The organism is Neobacillus sp. PS3-34 (assembly GCF_030915465.1).
Classification (GTDB): Bacteria; Bacillota; Bacilli; order Bacillales; family Cytobacillaceae; genus Neobacillus_A.
In genome coordinates this window covers 1,255,819-1,279,872 of the sequence record NZ_CP133267.1, presented here as the reverse complement: position 1 = coordinate 1,279,872, position 24,054 = coordinate 1,255,819, and the positions used below count along the sequence as shown (strand labels likewise).

Genomic DNA, 24,054 nt, shown 5'->3' with positions numbered 1-24,054 from the left:
TCCAAAGATGGGACTGGTTTCTCCAGGAGATTTTATCCCGCTCGCAGAAGAAACAGGCTTGATTGATGAAATAGGCGCTTGGGTATTAAGGACGGCATGTATTCAAAATAAAAAATGGCATGATTTAGGTCTCGGAGAAATTACCATTTCCATCAATGTTTCTGCGTATCAGTTCCAGAAGCCCGATTTCTTAACTGAAGTTCAAAACGCTTTGCATGAATCAGGTCTCGAACCCAAATATCTTACACTTGAATTAACCGAAAGCGCGATGCTGAGAAATATTGAATACAGCATAATGACAATGAAAGCACTACGGGAAATGGGTGTAATGGTGTCGATTGATGATTTCGGAACAGGGTATTCATCATTAAGCTATCTGCGTAATCTTCCTATTAATACATTAAAGATCGATCGATCGTTTATTAATAATTTAAAAGTGGATACCTCTGATATCGCGATTGTAAAAGCGATTATTACAATGGGTCAGGGACTTTCGGTAAAAGTGGTTGCCGAGGGAGTGGAAACAAAGGAACAAATCGAACTCTTAAAGGAGCTTCAGTGTCACTATGCACAGGGATTTTACCTGCATAAACCGCTTCTTTCAGCTGATTTTGAAAACAGACTTAACAAGAATGCGGTACTTTTATCATAACAAAAAGGATTCAGAAACATTCTGGATCCCTTTTTGCATATTGCCAGACCTATTTCATTATTTTTTCAATCACTAGCCTTTTTCCAGTGTTTAAGGTGAATTCAAACCGGTCATTTGTTTTTTCATAATAGCAAAAATGGTGCTGTACATTGCAGATTTGCTCCTGATTATCGAAAACCATAAAATTGACCCCGTTTTTCTTGTTTTCATCGGTTAAAAAGGAGAGATGATTGTAGCAATACAGACAATCATATATAGAAAATTGCAAGGAATTCAACGTTGTAACAAATTGAATAAAAGCCTCATCATTCATTCCCTCCAACAAACGTTCAAGAGAATAGATTAAATGCTTTCTGATCCTCACCAAATCGTTGTTGCGGAGGAAGTCAATTTCGTCCGCCAGGCATATTTTTCCCGCTTCAAACAAAATTCCCTTCTTCCACCGATTGAAACGAAATACTTCAATTTCCTGATGAAGATATTCATCGAGGAGGACGGCTTCCTCTGTTTCCTCATCAAAAAATATCCATTGCTCGTTAATCATCTCAACGGTACCTTCTGTATATGCCCTGGATTGGTGTTCAAATAGTTTTATTCGCTGCTGTCGATTCATCACTAGACCTCCGTGAACGTTGCTTACATCTTCCTTTGTAGACATCTTTTGTGAAAAATATAACTTTTTGCACTTAAGTATTTTAGGACAATTAACCAGTATTTAATGAATGCATAGTATAAAAACACATCGTATGAAAATTTAATCATTCAAGCCCAACTGGGGCGGAGGTATCGAATATGTGCGGAATAACTGGTTGGATTGATTTTAAAAAGAATTTGGAAAATGAAGGCGAAACGCTAAGAAAAATGACCAATACATTAGAAAAAAGAGGTCCCGACGATACAAATATCTGGATTAACCGCCATGTCGGCTTCGGACATAAAAGATTGATTGTTGTCGATCCGGAGGGTGGCAGACAGCCGATGAAAAAGAATGGAAAGGGCGCTGCCTATACAATTTGCTATAATGGCGAATTGTATAACACCGAGGATATTCGAAAAGAACTTCTTAGTAAAGGATATTCGTTTAAAGGTCATTCTGATACTGAAGTACTGTTAACAGCCTATATAGAATGGGCAGAAGAGTGCGTAAACCATTTAAATGGCATATATGCATTTGCGGTCTGGGATGAACGAAAGGATCAAGTGTTTATAGCTCGTGATCGGCTCGGCGTAAAACCGCTTTTTTTTGCGGAAAAGGCTGGCGGAATCATGTTTGGCTCAGAATTGAAAGCAATCCTGGCCCATCCTGACATCAAGGCAGAGCTTGGGAGGGAGGGGCTTGCAGATATTTTCGGATTAGGCCGTCGCGAACTCCTGGATCAGGTGTATTTAAAGGAATAAAGGAACTAAAGCCTGCCCATGCCTTAACCTATTCAAAAAATGGACTAAAGGTATGGAGATATTGGAATGTGGAAAGCAAAAAGCACGGGGATAGCGTAGAGGAAACAGTTGAAAAGGTGCGTTATCTCGTCACGGACGCCGTAACGAGACAACTTGTATCCGATGTGCCGCTATGTACCTTTTTATCAGGCGGTCTGGATTCAAGTATCATTACCGCAATTGCCGCAAATGCATATTCACAAGAAGGAAAAATGCCGCTAAACACATATTCCATCGATTACGAAGGAAATCATCAGTTTTTTGAAAAAAATGAATTCCAGCCTGATGCCGATTCGTATTGGATTCAACTCATGTCTGATTCGTTTGCCACAAAGCATAACAGCAGAATCATTACACAGGATTATTTGGCTCAAAACCTGGCTGAAGCAGTTTTGGTCAGGGATTTACCAGGAATGGCCGATATTGATTCATCGTTGCTGTGGTTTTGCCATGAAATAAAAAAGGACTTTGTGGTGAGCCTTTCAGGGGAATGTGCAGATGAAATCTTCGGGGGTTATCCATGGTTTCACCGTGCTGACGACCTTGCACGTGAGGGTTTTCCATGGATGAGATCCGTCGCGGAGCGCCAAAATCTCTTAAAATCATATTGGCGCGATAAGTTGAAGCTAAACGAGCATGTGATGGAAAACTACCGGTTAACGATTGAGGAAACTCCTAAGCTTGAAGGGGAAAATCAGGAAGAAGCAAAAAGGCGGGAAATTTTCTATCTGAACATGATTTGGTTCATGACGACGCTCCTAGATCGCAAGGATCGGATGAGCATGGGCGCAGGACTCGAGGTTCGCGTACCATTTGCCGATCACCGAATTGTTGAATATGCATGGAATATCCCATGGGACATGAAAATGTTCGGCGGCAGGGAGAAGGGAATTCTTCGAAAGGCATTCGAAGGCCAGCTGCCAGATGAAGTGTTATATCGAAAGAAGAGCCCTTATCCCAAAACACATAACCCTTACTACACTAAGCTCGTACAGACACTTTTGCGAGACTCTATCGCAAAAAAATCCTCTGCATTACATGAATTCTTTGATAAGGACCAGTTGAACGCCATCGCGGATTCCGGCGGAACAGCCTTTAAACAGCCCTGGTTTCGCCAATTGATGACTGGCCCACAGCTACTTGCCCATCTTTATCAAATTCATATTTGGTTTGAGGAGTACGGCATAAATCTGGCGGAATAGCAGAACAGACAAAAAGTGAATACTTGTAATAAAAAGGCCGGGTTCCCCGGCCTTTTGCTGCTTTGCACTTTTAGCACAGGACAGCCTTATGCTTCTAAAACTGCTTCGCCATTTTCCCCGACTACAAACGACTTGTCTACCCATACTCTTGATTTCCATCTCCACAGCATTAATAAGCCACGGAGCCATTCATCACAAATAAAGGCAATCCAGATCCCTATCAGGCCAAACCAAAGTGGATTCCGAGAATATAAGAGAGTCCTACACTTACACCCCACATCGACAGGATTCCCATATAAACGGGAAATCGCACATCTCCTGCGGCCGAAGGGAATTTATGATGACCAGATTAAAAGACCTTCCAGGTTCAAGCAGCATCGTTAATAAAATCAGGGTGCTTCCAAGTGTAATGATTTCTTTATTTGCTGTGAATAGGCCTACAAGCTGGTGTGAGAAAAGAGAAAATACCAGGGCAGCAGAAAAGGAAATTAATATGGCCAGGCGAAGGCTCTTCATGCAGCGCTGATAGGCCGCTTCATAACTTTTTCCACCGATCATATGGCCAATGATAATTTCCGTCCCCTGGCTAATCGCGATGCTGGTAAGATAAATAAACATCATAATATTTTGAGCGTACACCTTGGTGGTTAATGCTTCCGTCCCTAGCATCGTGACAAAAAAGGTAATTACCATCTGTGAGCCGTTATAAGACAAATGCTCACCTGCAGAAGGGATGCCGATTTTTAAGAGATTTCTGATGTGCTCCTTCGGAAAAAGGAACATCATTTTAAAAGGGAATGGTCCAGGTACGCGTTTAAACAAAATCCAAACAGCAGCAATCAAGCCAATGAAACGGCTGACAGTTGTTGAAATGGCAACACCTTCGGGTCCGAGAACAGGAAAGCCAAGCAGGCCGAAAATGAACATTGTATTTCCACATACATTCAAAATATTCATTCCAATTGCGACAAACATCGAATCCCTTGTATAGCCGTAGCTTCTAATGATAGCCCCTATAGTCATAATTAAGGCCTGGATAAAAGAGAATCCCCCGACAATCTTCAAAAATATTTGCGCTTGATCCATTAATTCAGCAGGTAATTCCATCAAACGAAGAATATGCCCGCCAAAGAAATACGCAACACAGCTAAGAAGCAAACCGAAAATCAAATTTGCCCCAATGGAGACGGCAGCTACCTCTGCAGCACTTCGCCTATTTTTAGCGCCTAAACTTTGTGCGACCAAAATAGAAGTACCCGTCGCAACAAAACCGAACATCACAATGACGAGCGAGAGAATCTGGTTTGACACGCCAACTGCGGCAACCGCTTTGTCAGAATATAGGGAGAGCATTAAGGTATCGGCGTTGCCCATGAGCATATACAGTAAAATTTCAATAAATAACGGCCATGTTAATGAGAATAGTGACCATCTTTTTTCCGTTTTTTTCATAGGAAACCCTCTATCAAACTGAATTTATAAAAAGAACAAGGACAAGGCACTCAAACCGAGTGCCTTGTCCACTTACCATTCTACCACTAGTAAAAAAGGAAAATCATGCTGTTTACTATTTCCAATTTTAAAATTCTAAAATCATGAAGCCTTTAGGAAGGATGTTGATGGAGAACTCATTTCCATCATAAGCTTGTTCCTCATCTGTCCAAATATTTTTAACTGTCTTGCCTGATAAATTGAATGGAAGAATGTAATCCGTACTTTCGTGTCCGGTATTGAGAATGACGATAATAGTTTTATTTCCATCTGATTTTGTGTAAGCAAGGCATGTGTCATGGTATTCACCAGGTATGAAGGAAATCTGGCCCTCATTTGCAAGCATCGGATTTTCTCCACGCAGGCGAATTAATTTTTGGACGTGCTGGTATAAATCATGATTTTGCTTATCCTTATCCCATTCCATGCACTTGCGGCAGCCTGGATCCTGATTGCCTGTCATGCCAATTTCGTCACCATAATAAATGCATGGTGTACCAATGAATGTCAGAAGCAGGCTGTAAACCTGTTTCAAACGGTCTACATCGTCACCGCATTCGGTCAAAATTCTTGGTGTATCATGACTGTCAACCAAGTTAAACGCGACATCATTTACATTTTTAGGATACATATGAATGACACTTGTCATATTTTCAACGAATTGCTTAACGGATATATTTTGTTTTGCAAACAGGTTAAGAATATTCGTTGTAAAAGGATAGTTCATGACAGCATCAAATTGGTCGCCGCGCAGCCACGGCATAGAATCATGCCAAATCTCACCGAGAATATATAAATCAGGCTTGATCGCTTTTACTTCTTTTCGGAAATCGCGCCAAAAGGCATGATCGACTTCATTGGCAACATCAAGTCGCCAGCCGTCAATGTTGAACTCTCTTACCCAATAGCGGCCAACTTCCAGCAAATACTCTTTTACTTCCGAGTTTTCAGTATTTAATTTCGGCATAAAGGGAGTAAATGCAAAAGTATCATAGTTCGGCCGTGGCTCTGTTACCAATGGAAACTCATGAACATGGAACCAACTCTTGAAACGTGAATTCTCACCATTTTCAAGAACATCCTGGAATTGAGGGAAGTAAAAACCGCTATGATTGAACACCGCATCAAGCATAACCTTGATACCGTTTTCATGGCATACCTCAATCAGCTTTTTAAATGTTTCCTTTGTTCCAAACTGGGGATCAATTTCCATATAGTCAATCGTATCATATTTATGGTTGGAGTGAGCTTTGAAAATTGGAGTAAAGTAGATTCCACTTATACCTAAATCCTTAAGGTATCCAACATTTTGAATGACTCCCTCGATATCGCCACCGAAGAAATTTGTTGGTGTAGGCTCTTCACTGCCCCATGGAATTGTACCTTCAGGATTATTTTCGCTGTTTCCATTTGCAAACCTTTCTGGAAAAATCTGATACCAGACCGTATTTTTAACCCATTCAGGAGCACTAAATACATCAACATTATTTATAAAAGGAAAGCAGAAATAATAACCGGTATCATCAGTAGGAGCTTCTTCATAAAAACCTTTTTCAGTCAGACAGGCGGATTCAGAGCCGTCATTTAATATGAATCCATACCGTAAACGTTTAAAGGGAGGTTTAATTGCCGCAAACCAATAGTCGAATAATTGGTCAGAGCCGCTCTTCACCATTGGAGTTGTAGAAGTGATCCATTTTTTGTCTACCCAATCATAAGGATCTCCATGTAACAAAGTGGCCTCTTGGATGTCGTCTTTTTTTGTACGGATTTGAATATGCAACTCTTCATTTGTGCAAGCGTATGCATAATTATCTTTAGGGCGGTGATAAATCGCTTCTTTAATCAATTTTGCTCAATCCTTTCTTTTAACAAAGAATATATTAAGGGTATTTTACTAAAAATAGAATGTCAACGGTAGTGTTTCACTATAAATCATTACAAAAATGTTACAAAAGGTAAAAGAAAAGAAAAATTTTTAAAAAAACTAGTTGTCAAATTGAATAATAATACTATAATTAAAAGTACATTGTGCAATCGTTTTCACAAAATGTAAGCGCTGTATTAAGTTTTCATTTTAAGAAATCGATTATACACTGGAAATTTATATCTTACATATTCAGGAGGGGTTCAAATGAAAAAAGCATTATCGGTCTTTATGATGATCGTACTTATGCTGGGTGCTTTAGCGGCTTGTGGTCCTAAGAAGGAAGATACAAGCAGCAAAGATAATGGCAAGAAGGCAGAAGCAAAGCCAGAAAAGCTAGTCGTTTGGGAAGATAAAGATAAATCCGGATGGCTAAAGAAAGTTGCAGCTGATTTCGAAAAGAAAAACGGAATCAAAATCGAATTCAAAGAAGTAGAAATGGCTACAAAAATGCGTGACCAATTGCGCCTTGACGGCCCTGCAGGAACTGGTCCAGATATCGTTACTCTTCCACATGACCAAATCGGACAAGTAGCAACAGAAGGCCTTATCGCTGAATTAAAGGTTGACAGCAGTGTAACTGACACTTTCTCTAAACCATCTATCGATGCTGAAACATATGATGGAAAACTTTACGGACTTCCGAAGTCTTCTGAAACACCGGTTTTCATCTATAATAAAGACCTTATGACAGAAGCTCCAGCAACTATGGATGACCTTTATACTTTCTCTAAAGGATTTACAAAAGGCGGGAAGTATGGCTTCCTAGCTCTATGGGATAACTTCTATTTCGCTCACGGCATCATTGGTGGTATGGGCGGATACGTATTCAATAACAAAGACGGTAAAGTTGATGTTACTGATATCGGTTTAAACAATGACGGCGCTGTTAAAGGTGCTGAGTACATCCAAAAATGGTACAAAGAAGGATTATTCCCTAAAGGTATCGTCGGTGAAAACGGCGGATCTGCTATGGACGGATTGTTCACAGAAGGTAAAGCTGCTTCTGTAATGAGCGGACCATGGGCATTCAAGCCTTATACTGATGCTGGTATCAAAATTGGTATTGCACCACTTCCAACACTTCCAAATGGTGAGCACGTTAAAACATTCATGGGTGTAAAAGGCTGGCACGTATCTGCATTCTCTAAAAACCAAAAATGGGCTACTAAATTCCTTGAGTTCATCACAAATGATGAAAACTCTAAATACCGTTTTGAACAAACTGCAGAAGTTCCAACAAACGTTGCTCTAGTTGATGACCCATCAATTAAAGAAAACGAAGGTGCTAAAGCTGTAGCTGAACAGTCTCAATATGCTGTTCCAATGCCAAACGTTCCAGAAATGGGTCAAGTTTGGAAGCCAATGGCTGACTCGCTTCAAACTGTTGTAACAGGTAAAGCTGCACCAAAAGCTGCTCTTGACTCTGCAGTAGAACAAATTAAAGCTCAAACTGCGAAGTAAAGTTATTTAGCGGTACCTCTTTCGGGAGGTACTGCTATCTATTTATTGTGTGATAATAATTAGTTTATTTTGAATTTAATCTCAACTGCTTTGTCGGGAAAAAAATATTTTTTTCTCGACAAAGCCTCTGAGCTTAATATGTTACTCGAAAAAGAAAGGGGAATATAGGATGTCCGATAAATTGTCCTATTCAACCAAACACCACAGAAACGCGCTGCTCCTCTCAATCATTCCTGGTTTAGGACAGCTTTATAACAGACAGATATTGAAGGGAGTTTCCTTCCTTGTTCTGACAGCCGCATTTATTTATGTGTTTATGGACTTAATCAACATAGGTTTATGGGGAATTGTCACACTCGGTGAGGAATTGCCTCGTGATAATTCTATTTTCCTTTTGGTATATGGAATATTAGCGATAATCGTGCTTATATTCGGTCTGGGTTTTTATATTTTTAATTTGCGTGATGCCTATAAAGTAGGTATAAAACGCGATCATCTTGAACCTGTTACAACAGTAAAAGAGCAATATCGTAACCTGATGGACAATGGATTCCCTTATATGATCATGTCACCGGGATTCCTGTTATTAATTTTCGTTGTCGTGTTCCCAATTATATTTGTCGTACTGCTTGCATTTACGAATTATGATTTGTATCATTCACCACCAGCGCATCTTGCTGATTGGGTTGGTTTTAAAAACTTTTTCGATATTTTCACAATCGATATTTGGCGTCAAACCTTCTTTGGAGTACTTGCATGGACACTCGTTTGGACGTTCTGTGCGACCACATTTCAGGTTGCATTGGGTATCTTTCTTGCTATCATCGTGAACCAAAAGGATGTTAAGGGAAAAGCAATTATCCGTACCGTGTTTATCCTGCCATAGGCCGTTCCGGCATTCGTATCCATCCTTGTTTTTGCCGGTATGTTTAATGAATCGTTTGGTGCAATAAATAGAGATATCCTTGGGTTCTTCGGGATCGACGGATTGCCGTGGATGACTGAAAAGATTTACACTCGCATTGCATTAATTTTGATCCAATCCTGGCTTGGCTTTCCATTCATTTTTGCAATGACCACAGGTGTGCTGCAGTCCATTCCTGAAGAACTTTATGAAGCAGCCACAGTTGACGGCGCTTCGAATTTCCAAAAATTCAAGAACATTACGCTTCCGCTAGTACTTTTTGCTACAGCGCCAATCTTGATTACACAATACACATTCAACTTTAATAACTTTACTCTTATTTACCTGTTCAATGGAGGCGGTCCGGCTGTTCCAGGCGAAATGCAGGCGGCACGGATATTTTGATTTCATGGATTTATCGCCTGACGATGACATCCGCCCAATATTCGAAGGCTGCATCCATTACACTGTTGTTGTCCATAATCGTTATTTCTGCTGCGTTATGGCAATTCAAGAGAACAAAATCATTCCAGGAAGAGGATATGATGTAATATGAATATTAAAAGACAGAAATTTATAAGGCTCTCACTCACATATTTGGTCATTCTTGCAATGTTCGTCATTATTTTATATCCGCTTGCATGGATTATTGGGTCATCGTTTAATCCGGGGCAAAGCTTATCGGGATCAACAATTATCCCTAAGAACGCTTCATTGATTCATTACAAAGAACTTTTTAATACTGCAAAAAGCAATTATGTATTTTGGTACATTAACTCGCTTAAAGTTAGTATTTTGACAATGTTATTTTCAGTTATTTTAGTTAGCCTTACAGCTTATTCTTTTTCACGTTACCGCTTTGTAGGGCGAAAAAACAGCTTGTTGACTTTTCTGGTTTTACAGATGATCCCTAACTTTGCAGCGCTAATTGCAATTTATATTTTAGCGACACTTACACATTTACTTGATACACACCTTGGATTGATTTGTGTATATGTCGGAGGCCAGATTCCGATGAATACATGGCTGATGAAGGGTTATCTGGATACGATTCCGAAGGAGCTTGATGAATCAGCTAAGATTGATGGTGCAGGACATTTCAGGATCTTTTTCCAAATCGTTATGCCGCTTGCCACTCCGATTATCGCAGTTGTAGCATTGTTCTCTTTCATTGGACCATTTGGAGACTTTATTATCGCCAGTGTGTTGCTGAGAACAGAAACAAAATATACTTTGGCTGTCGGCCTTTATGACCTTGTAGCAAAACAATTCGGTGCAGAGTTTACTACATTTGCTGCCGGGGCAGTTCTTATTGCCGTGCCAATCGCAATCCTGTTCTTATCATTCCAGCGCTATTTTGTTTCCGGCCTAACAGCTGGAGGAACAAAAGGATAAGAATACTAGTTGGACAGATCGACGTATTAGATTAAAATAATTTTAGGGAAGGGGGGAATCCCCTTCCCTATTTTTGAAGGAGGGACATCATGAAGAAGAAGTGGGCAATACTTGCAATGGTTTCATTGCTATTCTTTTCAGCCTTTCCCGCTAAGGCAGCGGAAAAGAAAAATGACCGAAAATGGCAGGATGAAACGATTTACTTTTTAATGGTCGATCGATTTAACGACGGAGATACAAAGAATGATTTTAATGTGAATACACAGGATCCACTTGCATATCATGGAGGGGATTTTCAAGGGATAATTGACAAGCTCGACTATTTGAAGGACATGGGTTTTACTGCACTCTGGCTTACTCCTATTTTTGACAATGAAGATCCAGGCTATCATGGTTATTGGATAAAGGATTTTTATAAGCCGGACGAGCATTTTGGTTCAATGGAAACCTTTCAAAAGCTTGTAAAAGAAGCACATAAACGCCATATGAAAGTTATCCTTGATTTTGTTGCTAACCATGTAGGTCAACATAATCCATGGGTGAATGATCCTGCAAAGAAAGACTGGTTCCATGAAAAGAAGGATGTCCTTAACTGGAATGATCAAAAGGAACTTGAAAACGGCTGGATTTATGGACTTCCAGACCTGAAGCAAGAAAATCCGGAAGTGAAAAACTATCTTATTAATGCAGCTAAGTATTGGATTAAAAAAACCGATATTGACGGATATCGCCTTGATACCGTTAGGCATGTACCTGTCAGTTTCTGGTCCGATTTTTCCAAGGAAGTCAAAAGTGTGAAAAAAGATTTCTATTTGCTTGGTGAAGTATGGTCAAAGGATCCAAAATACATAGCACGTTATAACAAGGCTGGGATCGATGGTTTTGTCGATTATCCTCAAAATGATGATTTGCGGACAGCATTTGCAAAATCTGATCAAACGTTAAGCTGGCTATTCTCAGATTGGGAAAGAAATAAAGCAACATATAAAGATCCTTACTTAATGGGGAGCTTTATGGATAATCACGATACACCAAGATTTACAAGCGATATTGTACGAAACAAACAATTTCCGGGAACACGATGGGATATTGCTCTCACCTATTTATATACCTCACCAGGGATTCCGATCGTTTATTACGGAAGTGAAATAGCTCTTAACGGGGGACAAGATCCTGATAACCGCCGCCAAATGAACTTCCGAGCGGATAAAGATTTAATAAATTATATAACCAAGCTGGGTGAATTAAGGCAGCAGCTTCCTTCCTTGACAAGAGGCACAATGGAAAAGGTATATGAAGAAAACGGAATGGCGATTTATAAACGGAAGTATAAAAAGGAAACAACTGTTATCGCGATTAACAATACGAGTAAATCACAAAGCGTGACTTTAACTGGTAAACAGCTTGAAAATGGAAAAGAGCTTCGAGGCCTGCTTGGAGGAGACATGGTTCGCAGCAAAAATAATAAGTACCAGATTATACTGGACAGGGATAAGGCTGAAATTTACGTACTAGCAGCTAAAACAGGGCTAAATATGCCGTTAATTCTGTCGCTGACAGCTGTTTATACAGCTTTTATCGTATTTATCATTTTTATTCTAAGGCGAGCAAAAAGAAAAAAATCATAACAGTAAGAATTGAGTAAGAGGGATGAATGATGAGAGGGGTGAAATTTAATGACCGTAACGATAAAAGATGTGGCGAAAATGGCGAATGTCGCCCCATCCACCGTTTCCAGGGTAATTGCCAACAGTCCGCGGATTAGTGAAAAAACGAAACAAAAGGTAAAAGAAGCGATGGACAAGCTAGGATACCATCCCAACTTTATTGCCAGAAGCCTTGCCAGCCAATCAACACAAGCAATCGGCCTTGTCATGCCAAGCTCCGGAGATGTTGTATTCCAAAATCCATTTTTTCCGACTGTCCTTCAGGGAATTAGTGAAGGTGCACATGAAAAAAATTATGCTCTCCATATGACAACCGGCAAATCGGAGATAGAAACTCTCGATGCCGTCATTCATATGGTTCAGGGAAGAAGGGTAGATGGAGTTGTCCTTCTTTATTCAAAAGTAGAGGATAAGGTCATCTCTTATTTACAGGGCAGGGACTTTCCATTTGTCGTGGTTGGGAAGCCATATAAGCATGTGGAGGAAATTACACATGTCGATAATGACAATTTCCGGGCCATGAGGGATGCGACCGAATATTTAATTGGACTTGGCCACCAGCAGATTGCATTCATTGGCGGAAGCCTGGATTTGGTTGTTACAGTTGACCGGCTGTTAGGCTATGAAAGGGCTCTTAGGGGTGCGGATATCCCCTTGAGGAACGAATACATTATCCATGAAGAATTCCTTCGTGAGGGTGGCCAGGAAGCGGTTGAGGAATTAATGGCACTCGAACATCGCCCAACCGCTCTCGTTGTGGCAGACGACTTTATGGCACTCGGTGTATTGAACATGCTTGATGAGATGGGAATCAGGGTGCCAGAGGATATTTCTGTTGTCAGCTTTAATAATGTCCTCTTGTCCGAAATGTCGAAGCCGCCATTAACGTCAGTCGATATTAATATTTTCGACCTCGGTTATCAGGCATCGAAGAGCTTAATCCAAAAGATTGAAAACAAAGGCGAACCAACCAAGCGTATTATCATAGCTCATAGGCTTGTTGAGAGGTTGTCTTGCAGCAAACCGAACTCTGAAAAATCAATTATTACTTAAAGAAAACTCGCCGATTGGCGAGTTTTCTTTATCCGTTTACAACCTTGCCCCCATTGACATGGATCATCTGGCCAGTAATATAGGATGAATCATCAGAAGCAAGAAAGACATAGCTTGGTGCCAATTCATAAGGCTGCCCAGCTCGACCCATTGGCGTATCTGTTCCGAACTTTGCGACCTTATCCGCTGTAAATGTAGACGGTATAAGCGGAGTCCAGATTGGCCCAGGCGCAACCCCATTCACCCGGATGCCCTGAGGTGCAAGTGACATGGATAAAGAGCGGGTAAAGGTCACAATCGCACCTTTTGTCGAAGAATAATCAATTAATTGTTCATTGCCTGCATATGCGGTAATTGAAGCAGTATTGATAATGGATGCCCCTTTATGCAAATGAGGCAGAACCGCTTTCGTCATATAAAAGAAAGAAAAAATATTGGTTCTAAAGGTTCGCTCAAGCTGCTCAGAGGTAATATCGAGCAGGCTCTTTTGCGGATGCTGTTCACCAGCGTTATTCACAAGGACATCAATTTTTCCAAACTCATCGATTGTCTGCTGAACTACATCCTTACAGAAATTCTCACTTCCGATATCTCCGGAAATAAGCAGACACTTACGCCCCTCAGCCTCGATAAGCTGCCTGGTTTCCTTCGCATCACTGCTTTCTTCTAAATAGACAATCGCTACATCCGCGCCTTCTTTAGCAAAATAAATAGCGGCTGATTTACCAATACCGCTGTCTCCGCCTGTTATAATGGCTACTTTATCGGTTAATTTTCCGCTGCCCTTATAATTGGGATCGACTGAAATGGGTTCTGGATCCATTTTACTTTCAACACCCGGCTGTTGGTTTTGGTGCTGTGGCGGAAAAGCATTTTTTTGCTGTTTGTCACTGTTAGCCATTTAAATCCCTCCAAATGTTTATTGCCTACTCTCATAATTCCTTTTTGGGCTAAGAAAAAACATGGAAAAAAGAGGAAAAAATTGTGGCAATAAAAAAAGAAGGGCACTGGGCCCTTCAAAATGGTTAACGATAATTTAAGAACTGGACATCGACTGTTAAATCAGCTTCGCGCACTAATGAAATAATTTTTTGTAAGTCATCACGGTTTTTGCCACTTACCCTGACCTGATCATCCTGTACCTGGCTTTTAACCTTAACACCGCTGTTTTTAATAATGGTGTTAATTTTTTTTGCATTTTCCTTATCGATTCCCTGAGCAATTTTGGCTCTTTGGCGAACAGTTCCTCCCGATGCCTTTTCAATTTTTCCATAATCAAGATTTTTGATGGGAATACCTCTTTTAATCATCTTGCTTAATAGAACATCCTTCAGCTGATCCATTTTGTACTCGTCATCTGAAACGAGGACAAGTTCTTCCTTGTCGAGGGTGACTTCACTTTTGCTTCCTTTGAAGTCATAACGCGTTTGAATTTCTTTCATTGTTAGTGTTATTGCATTTGTGACTTCAGAAAAGTCAACTTTGGATACAATATCAAATGAGCTATCTTTCGACATAAGTGCCTCCTGTACTTCAATCTTTTTATTTAGTTTCCCTATATGGCTTTATTATAGTAAAATATAGCAGTTCAAACAACTCGGAGAAAGCTCAGGATAATATTAGAGGAGGAGTTATTTTGTCCTTAATAGAACTTACCGGACAGACAACAGTTTTAAGAGTCGCGCGCATAGCGGAATACGGCTATTTTTTAACAGACGGATACGATGATGTATTATTGCATATAAGTGAAACGGAACAGGTTTATGAGATTGATGAAGAGGTTGAGGTTTTTCTTTATCCTGATTCTCATGGCAGGCTGTCGGCTTCAGCAAAAAAGCCTCCCATTTCCATCGGCCAATACGGATGGGTAAAAGTTAAGGAAGCAGCGCCAGGGATAGGAGTCTTTTTAGATGTAGGCACAAAAAAGGATATTCTGCTGGGTGAGGACGATTTGCCTGTACATAGAAATGTATGGCCGGACTCTGGGGACATGCTCTATGTAACACTAAAGGTAGATAAAAATTTCCTTCTTTATGCGAAGCTTGCCACTGACCCAGTGATCCAGTCCATATCGACTAAAGCAGACAGAAGCGTTTTTAATAAAAATGTTCAGGGGCATATTTACAGGACTGCAAAAGTAGGAAGCTGGATTTATACGATTGAAGGCTATAAAGGCTTTATTCATGAATCCCAAAGGCCTAAGGAACCCCGGCTTGGTGAAAGAGTTGAAGGAAGAGTAATTGACGTTAAAGAAGACGGAACGGTCAACGTATCTCTTCTTGAGCGAAAAGAAGCGGTTCTTGACCAGGATGCTGAAAGGATTTATGACTATTTGTTGTCCCGGAATGGTGCTATGCCATACAGTGATAAAAGCATGCCGGAGGATATTCAGGAACGTTTCAAGCTCAGTAAAGCGGCATTCAAAAGAGCGATGGGCAAATTAATGAAGGACGGAAGGGTTTATCAGGAAGGCAGCTGGACCTATAAGAAAGAATAAAGAGCAGGCACATAAGTGCTTGCTCTTTATTTGTTAGAAAGCCACAGCCAAACGCTTTTCTATTTATGATCTGTCTTTTTGGAATATTGATTTTTTCCTGCCTGGCGGTTCTTTTCACGCATCATATTCTTTTCATGGTGCAGCGCCTGGTTATCTTTTGCTTTTTTATCATTATCAGAAGTGTGGGGCATTCATGCCACTCCTTTCCACTGTAGGTTCAAACATAGTTTTACCTGCAGCGGGGGGAGTATGTAAGAAAATTATAATGGCAATTGATTTAAAAAGAATATGGCAATCGTCCCAGTCCCAGTATGGGCGCCTACAGCAGCGCCAATGGAAGAGATATAAACTTCTTTCGGATTAAATGCCTCCTGGATCAGTGCCTTCATTTCCTCAGCCGTTTCCAGGTCGTCAGCATGGCTGATGCCAATCACTTGCTCGTCGAGACGAGAGCCTCGTTCCTTCATTACCTCGATAACCCTGCGGAGAACCTTCTTCTTTCCACGGATTTTTTCCAGTGGAACAAGCTTTCCGTCTTCTACATTTAAAAGCGGTTTGATATTCAACAGACCGCCAAGAAAAGCAGAAGCTTTCGAAACTCGTCCGCCTTTAGCCAAATATTCCAAATCTTCCACCGTAAAAAGATGCTCCATATGTTCGCTTCGAAAAATGACATCCTTCAGGATTTCTTCTTTTGAAGCATTTTCAGCAGCCAGCCTGGCCGCTTCTCTGACAATCAAGCCCTGCCCTATCGAGGCGCATTTCGTATCAACGATGGTTAAATTGAAATCAGGATATGTTTCCTTTACCTGTTCAAGAATCATCACCGCCGTCTGGTATGTTCCCGACAACTGGGAAGAGAATGCTATGTATATGCCATCTTCATTGTTCTGGGCCATCCTCGTAAATGCTTCTTCAAATAATAAAGGAGATGTTTGCGAGGTTTTGGGTACACTTCCATTTCGAATCGAATCATAGACCGTTTTCGGATCGATCGTTTTTAAATCCTCATATTCCCTGTCGTTTATATGAACCTTTAACGGTAGTAGGGTTACATTGTTTTTTTCATAAAAATCGATTGGCAAATCGCATGCGCTGTCTGCTAATATTCTAACCGACATAAGCTCACCTGCTTTCCAGCTATTCATTTTTTACTATCAGTTTATCGGTTTCAAAATAAAAAAACAATTAGTTGTAATTATAAACTGCAAAAAAGGGGTAAATAAACAATAACTGTGTTTTATAGGGGGTTGTTAGATGGTCTGGCTCCAAACAAAAAAATTAACGATTGTCCTGTTAGGTGCAATTTTAAATGCAATCGCAATGAATTTATTTTTAATTCCAGCCAATGTTTATGCAAGCGGGTTTACCGGGATTGCCCAGTTGCTTTCTAAGATAATGGCGGAGTATTCTCCAATTCACCTTTCAACAGGAATTTTGCTTCTTTTATTAAATATCCCGGTTACAGTTCTGGGGTGGCTGAAGGTTGGAAGGTCATTCACACTTTATAGCTTCATTAGCGTTTTTCTCAGTTCATTTTTTTTGGAAGTGATTCCTGTCAAGGAAGTATCGCACGATATCCTCCTTAATGCTGTTTTTGGGGGAGTCATAGCAGCTGTTGGCGTAGGCTTCACATTAAAATGGGGAGCCTCCACGGGAGGATTGGACATTATCGCCATGATCCTGTCCCGTATGAAGGATAAACCGGTAGGTATATATATTTTCACATTAAATTCCATAATAATAATTACGGCGGGTTTTTTGTATGGATGGGAAAAAGCGTTATATACGCTCGTTGCTTTATATACTTCAACTAGGGTTATCGATGCCATTCATACAAAAAATGAAAAATTAACGGCGATGATTATAACCAAAAAATCAGATGAACTGAAAAACGCGATCCATGCAAAACTGGTACGAGGAATTACTACCATTCCAGCAAAGGGAGCGTTTACCAATGAAACAAAGGAACTGATGATGATTGTCATCACTCGTTATGAGCTCTTTGACCTGGAAAGGATAATTAAAGAGGTGGATCCTAATGCTTTTACCAATATAGTGGAGACAACAGGAATTTTCGGATTTTTCAGGCGTGAATAATTCGGCGAGAGGTGAAAATAATGAAATTTTTTTTTAGCGGACTGGCTGCTTTTTTTGCCTTATTAATGCCTTCTTCCGAGGTGGGATTCAGCCAGCAAACCCAGCCATCATCAATGCAATTGGAGATTTTCCCAAGCGTAGGCAGGGGTACGGTAGAATTTAAACTAGTTTTTAAAAATACTGGAGAATCTCCTCTTGTTCTTGAGTTTCCGACGTCACAGGTGTATGAAATTATTGTGAATAAGGAGACAGGGGAAGAAGTATACCGGTATTCAGAAGGAAGGTCTTTTTTGCAGGCAATACAAACCATAAAGCTAAAACCGGGTGAATCAAAGAAATGGATAGAAAAGTGGAATTATCAAAAGAATAGTGCTGTAGTACCAGGAGAGTATAGTGTAACAGCTTTTTTGAATCTCTATCAAATCAATGGTGAAAAGGTTATTAAAGGCGGAAAGTTTCGGCCACTTCGAAATTTTCGATACCTGTTGAAAATCCAACTTTTAGAAATGTAAAGACGGAAGGGGCAAAAGGGAATTACATTGTAAGTGGGGAAGTAAGGTCCAAAACTGGCCAGTTCTATTACTCAGTCGAGGACGGACATAATGAAGTGGTTCCGGAAACACCCATCAGTGCAAATGGATCGGAATGGATACCCTTTAAGATCGAGCTCCACATCCCGAAAGAAAAACTTCCTGGCCAGGGCACATTAACTTTGAACCTGTATGAAAATAAAGAGTCGGTTTCCGCATATCCGGTAGTTTTAGATAGATTTTAATAAGAAAAAGCTGGCATGGAGAACCATGCCAGCTTTTTCTTATTGTACTTCTTTGGAATAATAATACTGTCTAGCTACAGCGCCTACCCCCTCGAGGTCGCTTCGGTCCTTACAATGAAGTCAAAAAACGACTTCACCTTCAGGCCCTCCAGCGCTTGTCGGGGGTGACCAAGGCACTTCCGCTTTTCTATTCCAGCTCATTTTGCATTTCTTGGAGCTGACGCTGCTCGGCAAGGGTTGAGTTGGCATAAGCGGAGCTTAAAGCATTCTTCGCTTTTTCAACTGCCATTTGCCGGTCATTAGGGCTGGCTGCTTTAGCCGTCTCCACAAATCTTCTGGCTTCCTGAAACAATTGGTTTCCCATATTAAATTCCTCCGAGAGAGGATTCATGCACATTGGCCATTTTTTGTGCCTCAGCTTCGGCGTAGGTCATGTGATAGGGGATTTGTTCCGCATGCTTGGAAACCGTATCTTTTCCTTGTTGGACAAAGCGTTTCGATTTGTTTCGTTTACCCATTCAAAATCCCTCCAATTGAGCCTGGATTGAAACAGCATGGCTGCTTCTTTATTAGTATGTCCAAAATAGGTGCAGAATTTAAGGAAAAACTGCACTTATTTTAAGTTTAATAAATCTTGGAGATAAACGGCGACACCATCTTTTTCATTTGATAGGGTCACTCCATTTGCTACATTTTTAAGCTGATCAATGCCATTCTCCATCGCAATTCCCCGCCCAACATATTCAAGCATTTCCAGGTCATTATCCTCATCACCAAAAGCTATCATCCGTTCTGGAGGAATCCCGAAATATTCAGACGCCCGTTTTAGCCTACCGCTTTATTAAGGCCCTTCGAACGATTTCAATTACATGCCAAGGATCTGCCCATCTTCTGTGCTCGATAACCTCTGCATGCACGTCAGAAAGGTGGCTGCGAATTTTTTTTACGTCCTCTTCTTCAGTGTGGATTAACAAACTGGTTGGAGCATCATGCAAAAAGTTAACTAGATCTCCCGTAGTGATTTTAGGATTACCCAGGCCAAAAATATCAAGAAGCTTTTCATCGTGGTAGTGGAAATATACTTCATCGATGACCTCTGCAATAATGTTATGGAATTGAAATGAACGGCATGCGTCCACAATATCCTTTGCTACCTTGATATCCAGCGGTGTATGATAAGCTCCCCAGCTTGAATCCAGGGGATGATGTACAAAAGCTCCGTTAAAATTCACGACAGGAGTATCCAGCTCTAATTCACGATAATACATTTCGCTTGAGCGGAAAGGCCTCCCAGTGGCAATCATCACGACATGACCCTGCTCTCTCGCTTTTTTTAGGATATCCTTTGTAAAAGGGGAGATCGTTTTATCATCTTTTAATAATGTTCCGTCTAAATCCAATGCAATCAAATGTTTCTCTGCCATAATTTCTCCTTTGTCTCTGATAATTTGCTTTTTAAAGTGTATAGGTTTAGGAAAAAATATTCCTGCATGTTACACTTAAATTAATGGTTCTATATTAACTATGTTAACAATTTTATATCTTACCTGTAAAAAATTTCACATCAAAATTTTTCTGATGGGGTTATAATTGAACAGGATTGGGGCTTGGAGGTTTAAACATTTGGTTGTTATACAAAAAGAACATATAGAAAGTATTCCCGTTCTGCACCTTGTCAATCATGATCAGCAGTCAGACAAGCTTCCTTTTGTAATCTTTATCCACGGGTTTACAAGTGCAAAAGAGCATAATCTTCACTATGCATATTTATTGGCAGAACAGGGCTTTAGGGTTCTGCTGCCGGAAGCCTTGTATCACGGGGAAAGGGATTTGCAGTTGAAGGAACAGGATTTATATTTGAAATTTTGGGAAATTGTATTAAATACCATTCATGAAATTAAGACATTAAAAAATTATTTTTCCAAAATGGAACTTATAGATGAAGACAGAATAGGTGTTGCGGGGACATCGATGGGCGGTATTGCGACCCTTGGAGCATTAACCCAATTTGAATGGATAAAGGCCGCTGTCTGCTTGATGGGAATGCCATCTTATGTGAAGTTTTCCCACTGGCAGATTGAGCAGATAAAAAAACAGGGTTACAGCCTGGAGCTTACGCAGGAAAAAATTGATCGGGAGCTTTCTGTATTGGCCGAATATGATTTGAGCCTTCAAAAAGAAAAGCTTGCGAATAGGCCACTGCTGTTCTGGCATGGACAAAACGACCATATGGTGCCTTATATCTTTGCCCGTGAATTTTACGAAAGCGTAAAAGATTCCTATAGCGAAAGCCCTGAAAAACTGGAATTTATTACAGATCAGCTTGCAGGCCATAAGGTCAGCAAATCTGGTGTGAAAGCAACAGTTGATTGGTTCAATAAATACTTATAAGAGAATTTTTAAGAGGAGTGGTTATGATGGATCAAGATTTAAAAGACAGTTTAATGGGTGCGCTTGAGCTTGTAGTCGATCCTGAGTTAGGTGTGGATATTGTCAATTTAGGTTTAGTTTACAATGTGGAAATGGATGAAGAAGGAACAACTACCGTTACGATGACACTGACTTCAATGGGATGCCCGCTGGCAGGAACAATTGTAGATCAGGTGAAAAGGGCTTTGGCAGATATCCCCGAGGTAAAAGAGACAGAAGTAAATATCGTTTTTAATCCTCCATGGAACAAAGAAATGATGTCACGATATGCAAAAATTGCGCTGGGCATTCGCTAAGACTGGAGATAGATTTGATGAAAAATAAAGTAATCCTCGTTAGTTCCGATCAATTGGGTAAAGGTGATAAAGAGCTGGGAGAAGGCGTACTTGAAACTTTTTTCACATTGTTAAAACAAAGGGAAGATCTTCCTGCAGCAGTATTTTTCATGAATAGAGGAATTTTTACATTAACCGATGAATCCTTCGTTTCAGTTCATTTAAAGGAAATGGAAGAGAAGGGTGTCGACATTCTTGCCTGCAAAACATGTGTTGATCATTACGAAGTGGAGAGTAAACTTGCAGCAGGAAAAATCAGCGGCATGGCCACTTTATCGAACTTGCAGCACAGTATGAAGTAATTACGATTTCTTAAAATAAGGATGTTTTGAAAAAGAAGTTGATTGGAGCGGAAGGTGCGAGACTCCTGCGGGAGCAGCGGGACAGGTGAGACCCCACAGGCGCTGTGCGCCGAGGAGGCTCACCGCCCGCCCCGCGGAAAGCGAGCATCCTGAAGTGGAAATCAACTACTCCTTAAATAGCAAAAAAGTATTCGAAAACAGCCTAAAATAAAAAGTGACCGAGGGTGCCAATGGAGGCACCCTTAATTTTATTTTATTCATTCAGCTCCCAAAGCTCTTCCATTTAATCACCCCTAATGCACCTTCACAAAAATGACAAATTTCCTTTATCCCCCTGTGAGCAAGTTCACTTTATTCATGGTCTTACACCGCTATAATACATCTATCAGGCTGTTATACAGAATCCAGCCGATTATAGGAGGCGTTCCATATGGTGTTTAGCCGGGATTTTAATCAGGATCCATTTATTGTTATCTGGGAATTGACAAGGGCTTGCCAGCTAAAATGTCTGCATTGCCGTGCAGAGGCTCAATATAGAAGAGATCCAAGGGAATTAACCTTTGAAGAGGGCAAGCAATTAATAGATCAAATATACGAAATGAATAACCCGATGCTTGTTTTTACAGGCGGAGATCCTTTAATGAGGGAAGATGTTTTTGAAATAGCGAGATATGCAGTGCAAAAAGGCGTACGGGTATCCATGACGCCAAGCGCCACACCTAATGTAACGAAGGAAGCGATTGAAAAAGCGAAGGAAGTAGGCTTAGCTCGCTGGGCATTCAGTCTCGATGGACCGACTGCTGAAATTCACGATCATTTCCGTGGTACTGCCGGTTCTTTTGATTTAACGATCGAACGTATAAAATATTTGCACGAGCTTGAAATACCAGTGCAAATCAATACCGTTATTTCCCGATATAATATTGATTATTTAGATGAAATGGCAAAGGTCGTCGAGGGCTTAAAATGTGTGCTCTGGAGTGTATTTTTCCTTGTGCCGACAGGCAGAGGACAAGAATCTGATATGATATCTCCTGTTCAGCACGAAAAGGTATTTCAATGGCTATATGAATTAAGTAAAAGGGTTCCTTTTGATATTAAAACAACTGCAGCACAGCACTATCGCCGGGTTGTTATTCAGCAGAAGATGCGGGAAGCAAAAAATCAGGCTGGAGAAATAGAATACTTAAATGCATTGACAAAAGAGGGGCTGACAGGATCGATTGATGGTCTTGGAAGGGCACCAAAGGGTGTTAATGATGGAAATGGTTTTGTATTTATCTCTCATATCGGCGATGTATACCCGAGTGGCCTGTTACCCGTAAAAGCGGGAAACGTGCGGGAACAGCCTCTCGCTGATATTTATCGCGATTCTCCCGTATTTCAATCGCTCCGTAATCCTGATCTTTATAAAGGGAAATGCGGTCAGTGCGAATTCAGATATGTCTGCGGAGGATCCCGTTCAAGGGCATTTGCGATGACAGGTGATTATTTAGAAAGCGAACCTTTCTGCGTTTACATTCCAAAAGCAATGAGGGAAAAACAGATCCAATAATTTAAATAATAGCTCTGTAAACTTGCCTGTTTATTTCCGCTCCAATCAACATAGTGTCAAAATCAACAATGAGCTTTAACATAGCCTAAATAATAAAAAGGGATGGAGGCATCCATCCCTTTTTATTATCTATTCAATACTGCAGTATACTGCCGGACAGTTCTCGCAGCCGATTTCATCCTTTAAGTACTGCAAATCGTGTATGGTAATCTTCCCACGTTTAACAGTAATAATTTCATCCTTTTTCAATTCATTTAGGATGCGATTTGTACTTTCTCTTGAAGTGCCGCAAAAATTGGCAAGCTCCTGATTGGTAAGCGGAAGGTCGATCATAATGCTCTCCTGCTTCTGGACTCCATAGCTGTTAGACATGCGGATCAGTGTGGAGAAAAGTGCACCACGTTTACCATTTAGCACAAGGTCGCGAAATTTTGTTTGTGTTTTACGGAAGTGATCGCTCATCCATTTCATAAACTCAAAGGCTAGAGCGCTATTCTGAAAGATTTCATGCTCGATAATGTCGGCCCTGATGGCAGCGATTTCTCCCTCTTCTAATACCTTGGCGCTCAGCATATATTTTGGATTTGACGTAAACAATGTTAATTCTCCGCAAATATCATTTTCTCCGCAAATACGTAATGACAACTCCCGCCCATCAGAGGTAATTTTACTGATTTGGACTTTGCCTGAAAGAATAATATAAAGTTCATCGGCATTCATCCCTTCTTGGAAGAGATAGGAACCTCTTTCGCTCCTGAATTTTCGGTCTGTAAAGCGTAATAATTCTTTTATTTCAATTGAATGGGTAGGTTTCATTTTAGTAAGCATTACGTCACCTTCTCTTTGGATTTGTTTTCCCTGCAGTTCT

General features: G+C 40.5%; 21 protein-coding genes and 5 pseudogenes. 15 read left to right on the top strand and 11 right to left on the bottom strand.

What is annotated here, in order from left to right:
* The first annotated feature begins 7 nt into the window (after nt 1–7).
* Entirely contained in the window at nt 8–652 is a 645-nt protein-coding gene (locus RCG23_RS06455) for a putative bifunctional diguanylate cyclase/phosphodiesterase (RefSeq protein WP_308179048.1), read from the top strand.
* Between the two features lie 49 nt (nt 653–701).
* On the opposite strand, the gene RCG23_RS06450 is transcribed toward RCG23_RS06455, so the two are convergent.
* The gene (locus tag RCG23_RS06450) at nt 702–1,265 is read right to left on the bottom strand and encodes a DUF2777 domain-containing protein (protein WP_308179047.1); all 564 of its coding nucleotides are present in this window, start codon (nt 1,263–1,265) and stop codon (nt 702–704) included.
* Nucleotides 1,266–1,444: 179 nt separating this feature from the next.
* Between RCG23_RS06450 and asnB the strand changes: the two are divergent.
* Nucleotides 1,445–3,291: pseudogene (gene asnB / locus RCG23_RS06445) on the top strand (asparagine synthase (glutamine-hydrolyzing)).
* A gap of 86 nt (nt 3,292–3,377) precedes the next feature.
* Here asnB and RCG23_RS06440 read toward each other — a convergent pair.
* Nucleotides 3,378–4,743, bottom strand: a pseudogene (locus tag RCG23_RS06440) (MATE family efflux transporter).
* Nucleotides 4,744–4,870: 127 nt separating this feature from the next.
* Entirely contained in the window at nt 4,871–6,631 is a 1,761-nt protein-coding gene (locus tag RCG23_RS06435; protein WP_308179046.1) for a glycoside hydrolase family 13 protein, read from the bottom strand.
* Nucleotides 6,632–6,916: 285 nt separating this feature from the next.
* Between RCG23_RS06435 and RCG23_RS06430 the strand changes: the two genes are divergently transcribed.
* The 5 genes and pseudogenes from RCG23_RS06430 to RCG23_RS06410 all read left to right on the top strand — a co-directional run bounded on the left by RCG23_RS06430 (nt 6,917) and on the right by RCG23_RS06410 (nt 13,192).
* Complete coding sequence (locus tag RCG23_RS06430; protein ID WP_308179045.1) at nt 6,917–8,173, top strand: extracellular solute-binding protein; 1,257 nt, start codon at nt 6,917–6,919, stop codon at nt 8,171–8,173.
* A gap of 169 nt (nt 8,174–8,342) precedes the next feature.
* Nucleotides 8,343–9,628: pseudogene (locus RCG23_RS06425) on the top strand (ABC transporter permease subunit).
* Between the two features lies 1 nt (nt 9,629).
* Entirely contained in the window at nt 9,630–10,472 is an 843-nt protein-coding gene (locus RCG23_RS06420; protein ID WP_308179044.1) for a sugar ABC transporter permease, read from the top strand.
* A gap of 89 nt (nt 10,473–10,561) precedes the next feature.
* Nucleotides 10,562–12,100 (top strand): alpha-amylase family glycosyl hydrolase, encoded by a 1,539-nt coding sequence (locus tag RCG23_RS06415; protein ID WP_308179043.1) that lies wholly within the window; start codon nt 10,562–10,564, stop codon nt 12,098–12,100.
* A 48-nt stretch (nt 12,101–12,148) separates the two neighbouring features.
* Nucleotides 12,149–13,192: a LacI family DNA-binding transcriptional regulator gene (locus tag RCG23_RS06410; protein WP_308179042.1), complete on the top strand. Its 1,044-nt coding sequence runs from the start codon at nt 12,149–12,151 to the stop codon at nt 13,190–13,192.
* Between the two features lie 28 nt (nt 13,193–13,220).
* Here the strand turns inward: RCG23_RS06410 and RCG23_RS06405 are convergent, their stop codons facing one another.
* Complete coding sequence (locus RCG23_RS06405) at nt 13,221–14,093, bottom strand: SDR family oxidoreductase (RefSeq protein WP_308179041.1); 873 nt, start codon at nt 14,091–14,093, stop codon at nt 13,221–13,223.
* Between the two features lie 124 nt (nt 14,094–14,217).
* Nucleotides 14,218–14,709, bottom strand: coding sequence for a YajQ family cyclic di-GMP-binding protein (locus RCG23_RS06400; protein ID WP_308179040.1), 492 nt, complete (start codon nt 14,707–14,709; stop codon nt 14,218–14,220).
* Nucleotides 14,710–14,828: 119 nt separating this feature from the next.
* On the opposite strand from RCG23_RS06400, the gene RCG23_RS06395 reads away from it, so the two are divergent.
* Nucleotides 14,829–15,689 carry a CvfB family protein gene (locus RCG23_RS06395; RefSeq protein ID WP_308179039.1) on the top strand — a complete coding sequence of 287 codons (861 nt, stop codon included), beginning with the start codon at nt 14,829–14,831 and terminating at the stop codon, nt 15,687–15,689.
* 59 nt (nt 15,690–15,748) lie between these two features.
* Here RCG23_RS06395 and RCG23_RS06390 read toward each other — a convergent pair whose 3' ends face one another.
* Both RCG23_RS06390 and RCG23_RS06385 read right to left on the bottom strand, forming a co-directional pair.
* A complete protein-coding gene (locus RCG23_RS06390; RefSeq protein ID WP_308179038.1) occupies nt 15,749–15,880 on the bottom strand; it encodes a DUF3941 domain-containing protein in 132 nt (43 codons plus the stop codon).
* A gap of 69 nt (nt 15,881–15,949) precedes the next feature.
* Nucleotides 15,950–16,810 carry a DegV family protein gene (locus tag RCG23_RS06385; RefSeq protein WP_308179037.1) on the bottom strand — a complete coding sequence of 287 codons (861 nt, stop codon included), beginning with the start codon at nt 16,808–16,810 and terminating at the stop codon, nt 15,950–15,952.
* Between the two features lie 136 nt (nt 16,811–16,946).
* On the opposite strand from RCG23_RS06385, the gene RCG23_RS06380 reads away from it, so the two are divergent.
* From RCG23_RS06380 to RCG23_RS25895, 3 genes are read left to right on the top strand one after another with little or no spacing between them, the layout of a single operon-like run.
* Entirely contained in the window at nt 16,947–17,789 is an 843-nt protein-coding gene (locus RCG23_RS06380; protein WP_308179036.1) for a YitT family protein, read from the top strand.
* A gap of 20 nt (nt 17,790–17,809) precedes the next feature.
* Nucleotides 17,810–18,301, top strand: coding sequence for a BsuPI-related putative proteinase inhibitor (locus RCG23_RS06375; RefSeq protein WP_308179035.1), 492 nt, complete (start codon nt 17,810–17,812; stop codon nt 18,299–18,301).
* On the top strand, nt 18,268–18,564 hold the full coding sequence (locus RCG23_RS25895; RefSeq protein ID WP_374049843.1) for a Gmad2 immunoglobulin-like domain-containing protein: 297 nt from the start codon (nt 18,268–18,270) through the stop codon (nt 18,562–18,564). Before RCG23_RS06375 ends, RCG23_RS25895 begins: the two co-directional genes overlap by 34 nt.
* 187 nt (nt 18,565–18,751) lie before the next feature.
* On the opposite strand, the gene RCG23_RS06370 is transcribed toward RCG23_RS25895, so the two are convergent.
* The 3 genes and pseudogenes from RCG23_RS06370 to RCG23_RS06355 all read right to left on the bottom strand — a co-directional run bounded on the left by RCG23_RS06370 (nt 18,752) and on the right by RCG23_RS06355 (nt 19,988).
* Nucleotides 18,752–18,928 carry a DUF3813 domain-containing protein gene (locus RCG23_RS06370; RefSeq protein ID WP_308179034.1) on the bottom strand — a complete coding sequence of 59 codons (177 nt, stop codon included), beginning with the start codon at nt 18,926–18,928 and terminating at the stop codon, nt 18,752–18,754.
* Nucleotide 18,929: 1 nt separating this feature from the next.
* Nucleotides 18,930–19,082 (bottom strand): hypothetical protein, encoded by a 153-nt coding sequence (locus RCG23_RS06365; protein ID WP_308179033.1) that lies wholly within the window; start codon nt 19,080–19,082, stop codon nt 18,930–18,932.
* A 95-nt stretch (nt 19,083–19,177) separates the two neighbouring features.
* A pseudogene (locus tag RCG23_RS06355) lies at nt 19,178–19,988 on the bottom strand (Cof-type HAD-IIB family hydrolase).
* Between the two features lie 199 nt (nt 19,989–20,187).
* Here RCG23_RS06355 and RCG23_RS06350 point away from each other — a divergent pair.
* From RCG23_RS06350 to RCG23_RS06335, 4 genes and pseudogenes are all read left to right on the top strand, one after another.
* A complete protein-coding gene (locus tag RCG23_RS06350; protein ID WP_308179030.1) occupies nt 20,188–20,955 on the top strand; it encodes a prolyl oligopeptidase family serine peptidase in 768 nt (255 codons plus the stop codon).
* 26 nt (nt 20,956–20,981) lie between these two features.
* A complete protein-coding gene (locus tag RCG23_RS06345; protein ID WP_308179982.1) occupies nt 20,982–21,290 on the top strand; it encodes a metal-sulfur cluster assembly factor in 309 nt (102 codons plus the stop codon).
* Nucleotides 21,291–21,307: 17 nt separating this feature from the next.
* Nucleotides 21,308–21,645: pseudogene (locus tag RCG23_RS06340) on the top strand (DsrE family protein).
* 416 nt (nt 21,646–22,061) lie between these two features.
* Nucleotides 22,062–23,186, top strand: coding sequence for a TIGR04053 family radical SAM/SPASM domain-containing protein (locus RCG23_RS06335; RefSeq protein WP_308179029.1), 1,125 nt, complete (start codon nt 22,062–22,064; stop codon nt 23,184–23,186).
* A 129-nt stretch (nt 23,187–23,315) separates the two neighbouring features.
* Here RCG23_RS06335 and RCG23_RS06330 read toward each other — a convergent pair whose 3' ends face one another.
* Nucleotides 23,316–24,014: a Crp/Fnr family transcriptional regulator gene (locus RCG23_RS06330; RefSeq protein WP_308179028.1), complete on the bottom strand. Its 699-nt coding sequence runs from the start codon at nt 24,012–24,014 to the stop codon at nt 23,316–23,318.
* Between the last annotated feature and the right edge of the window lie 40 nt (nt 24,015–24,054).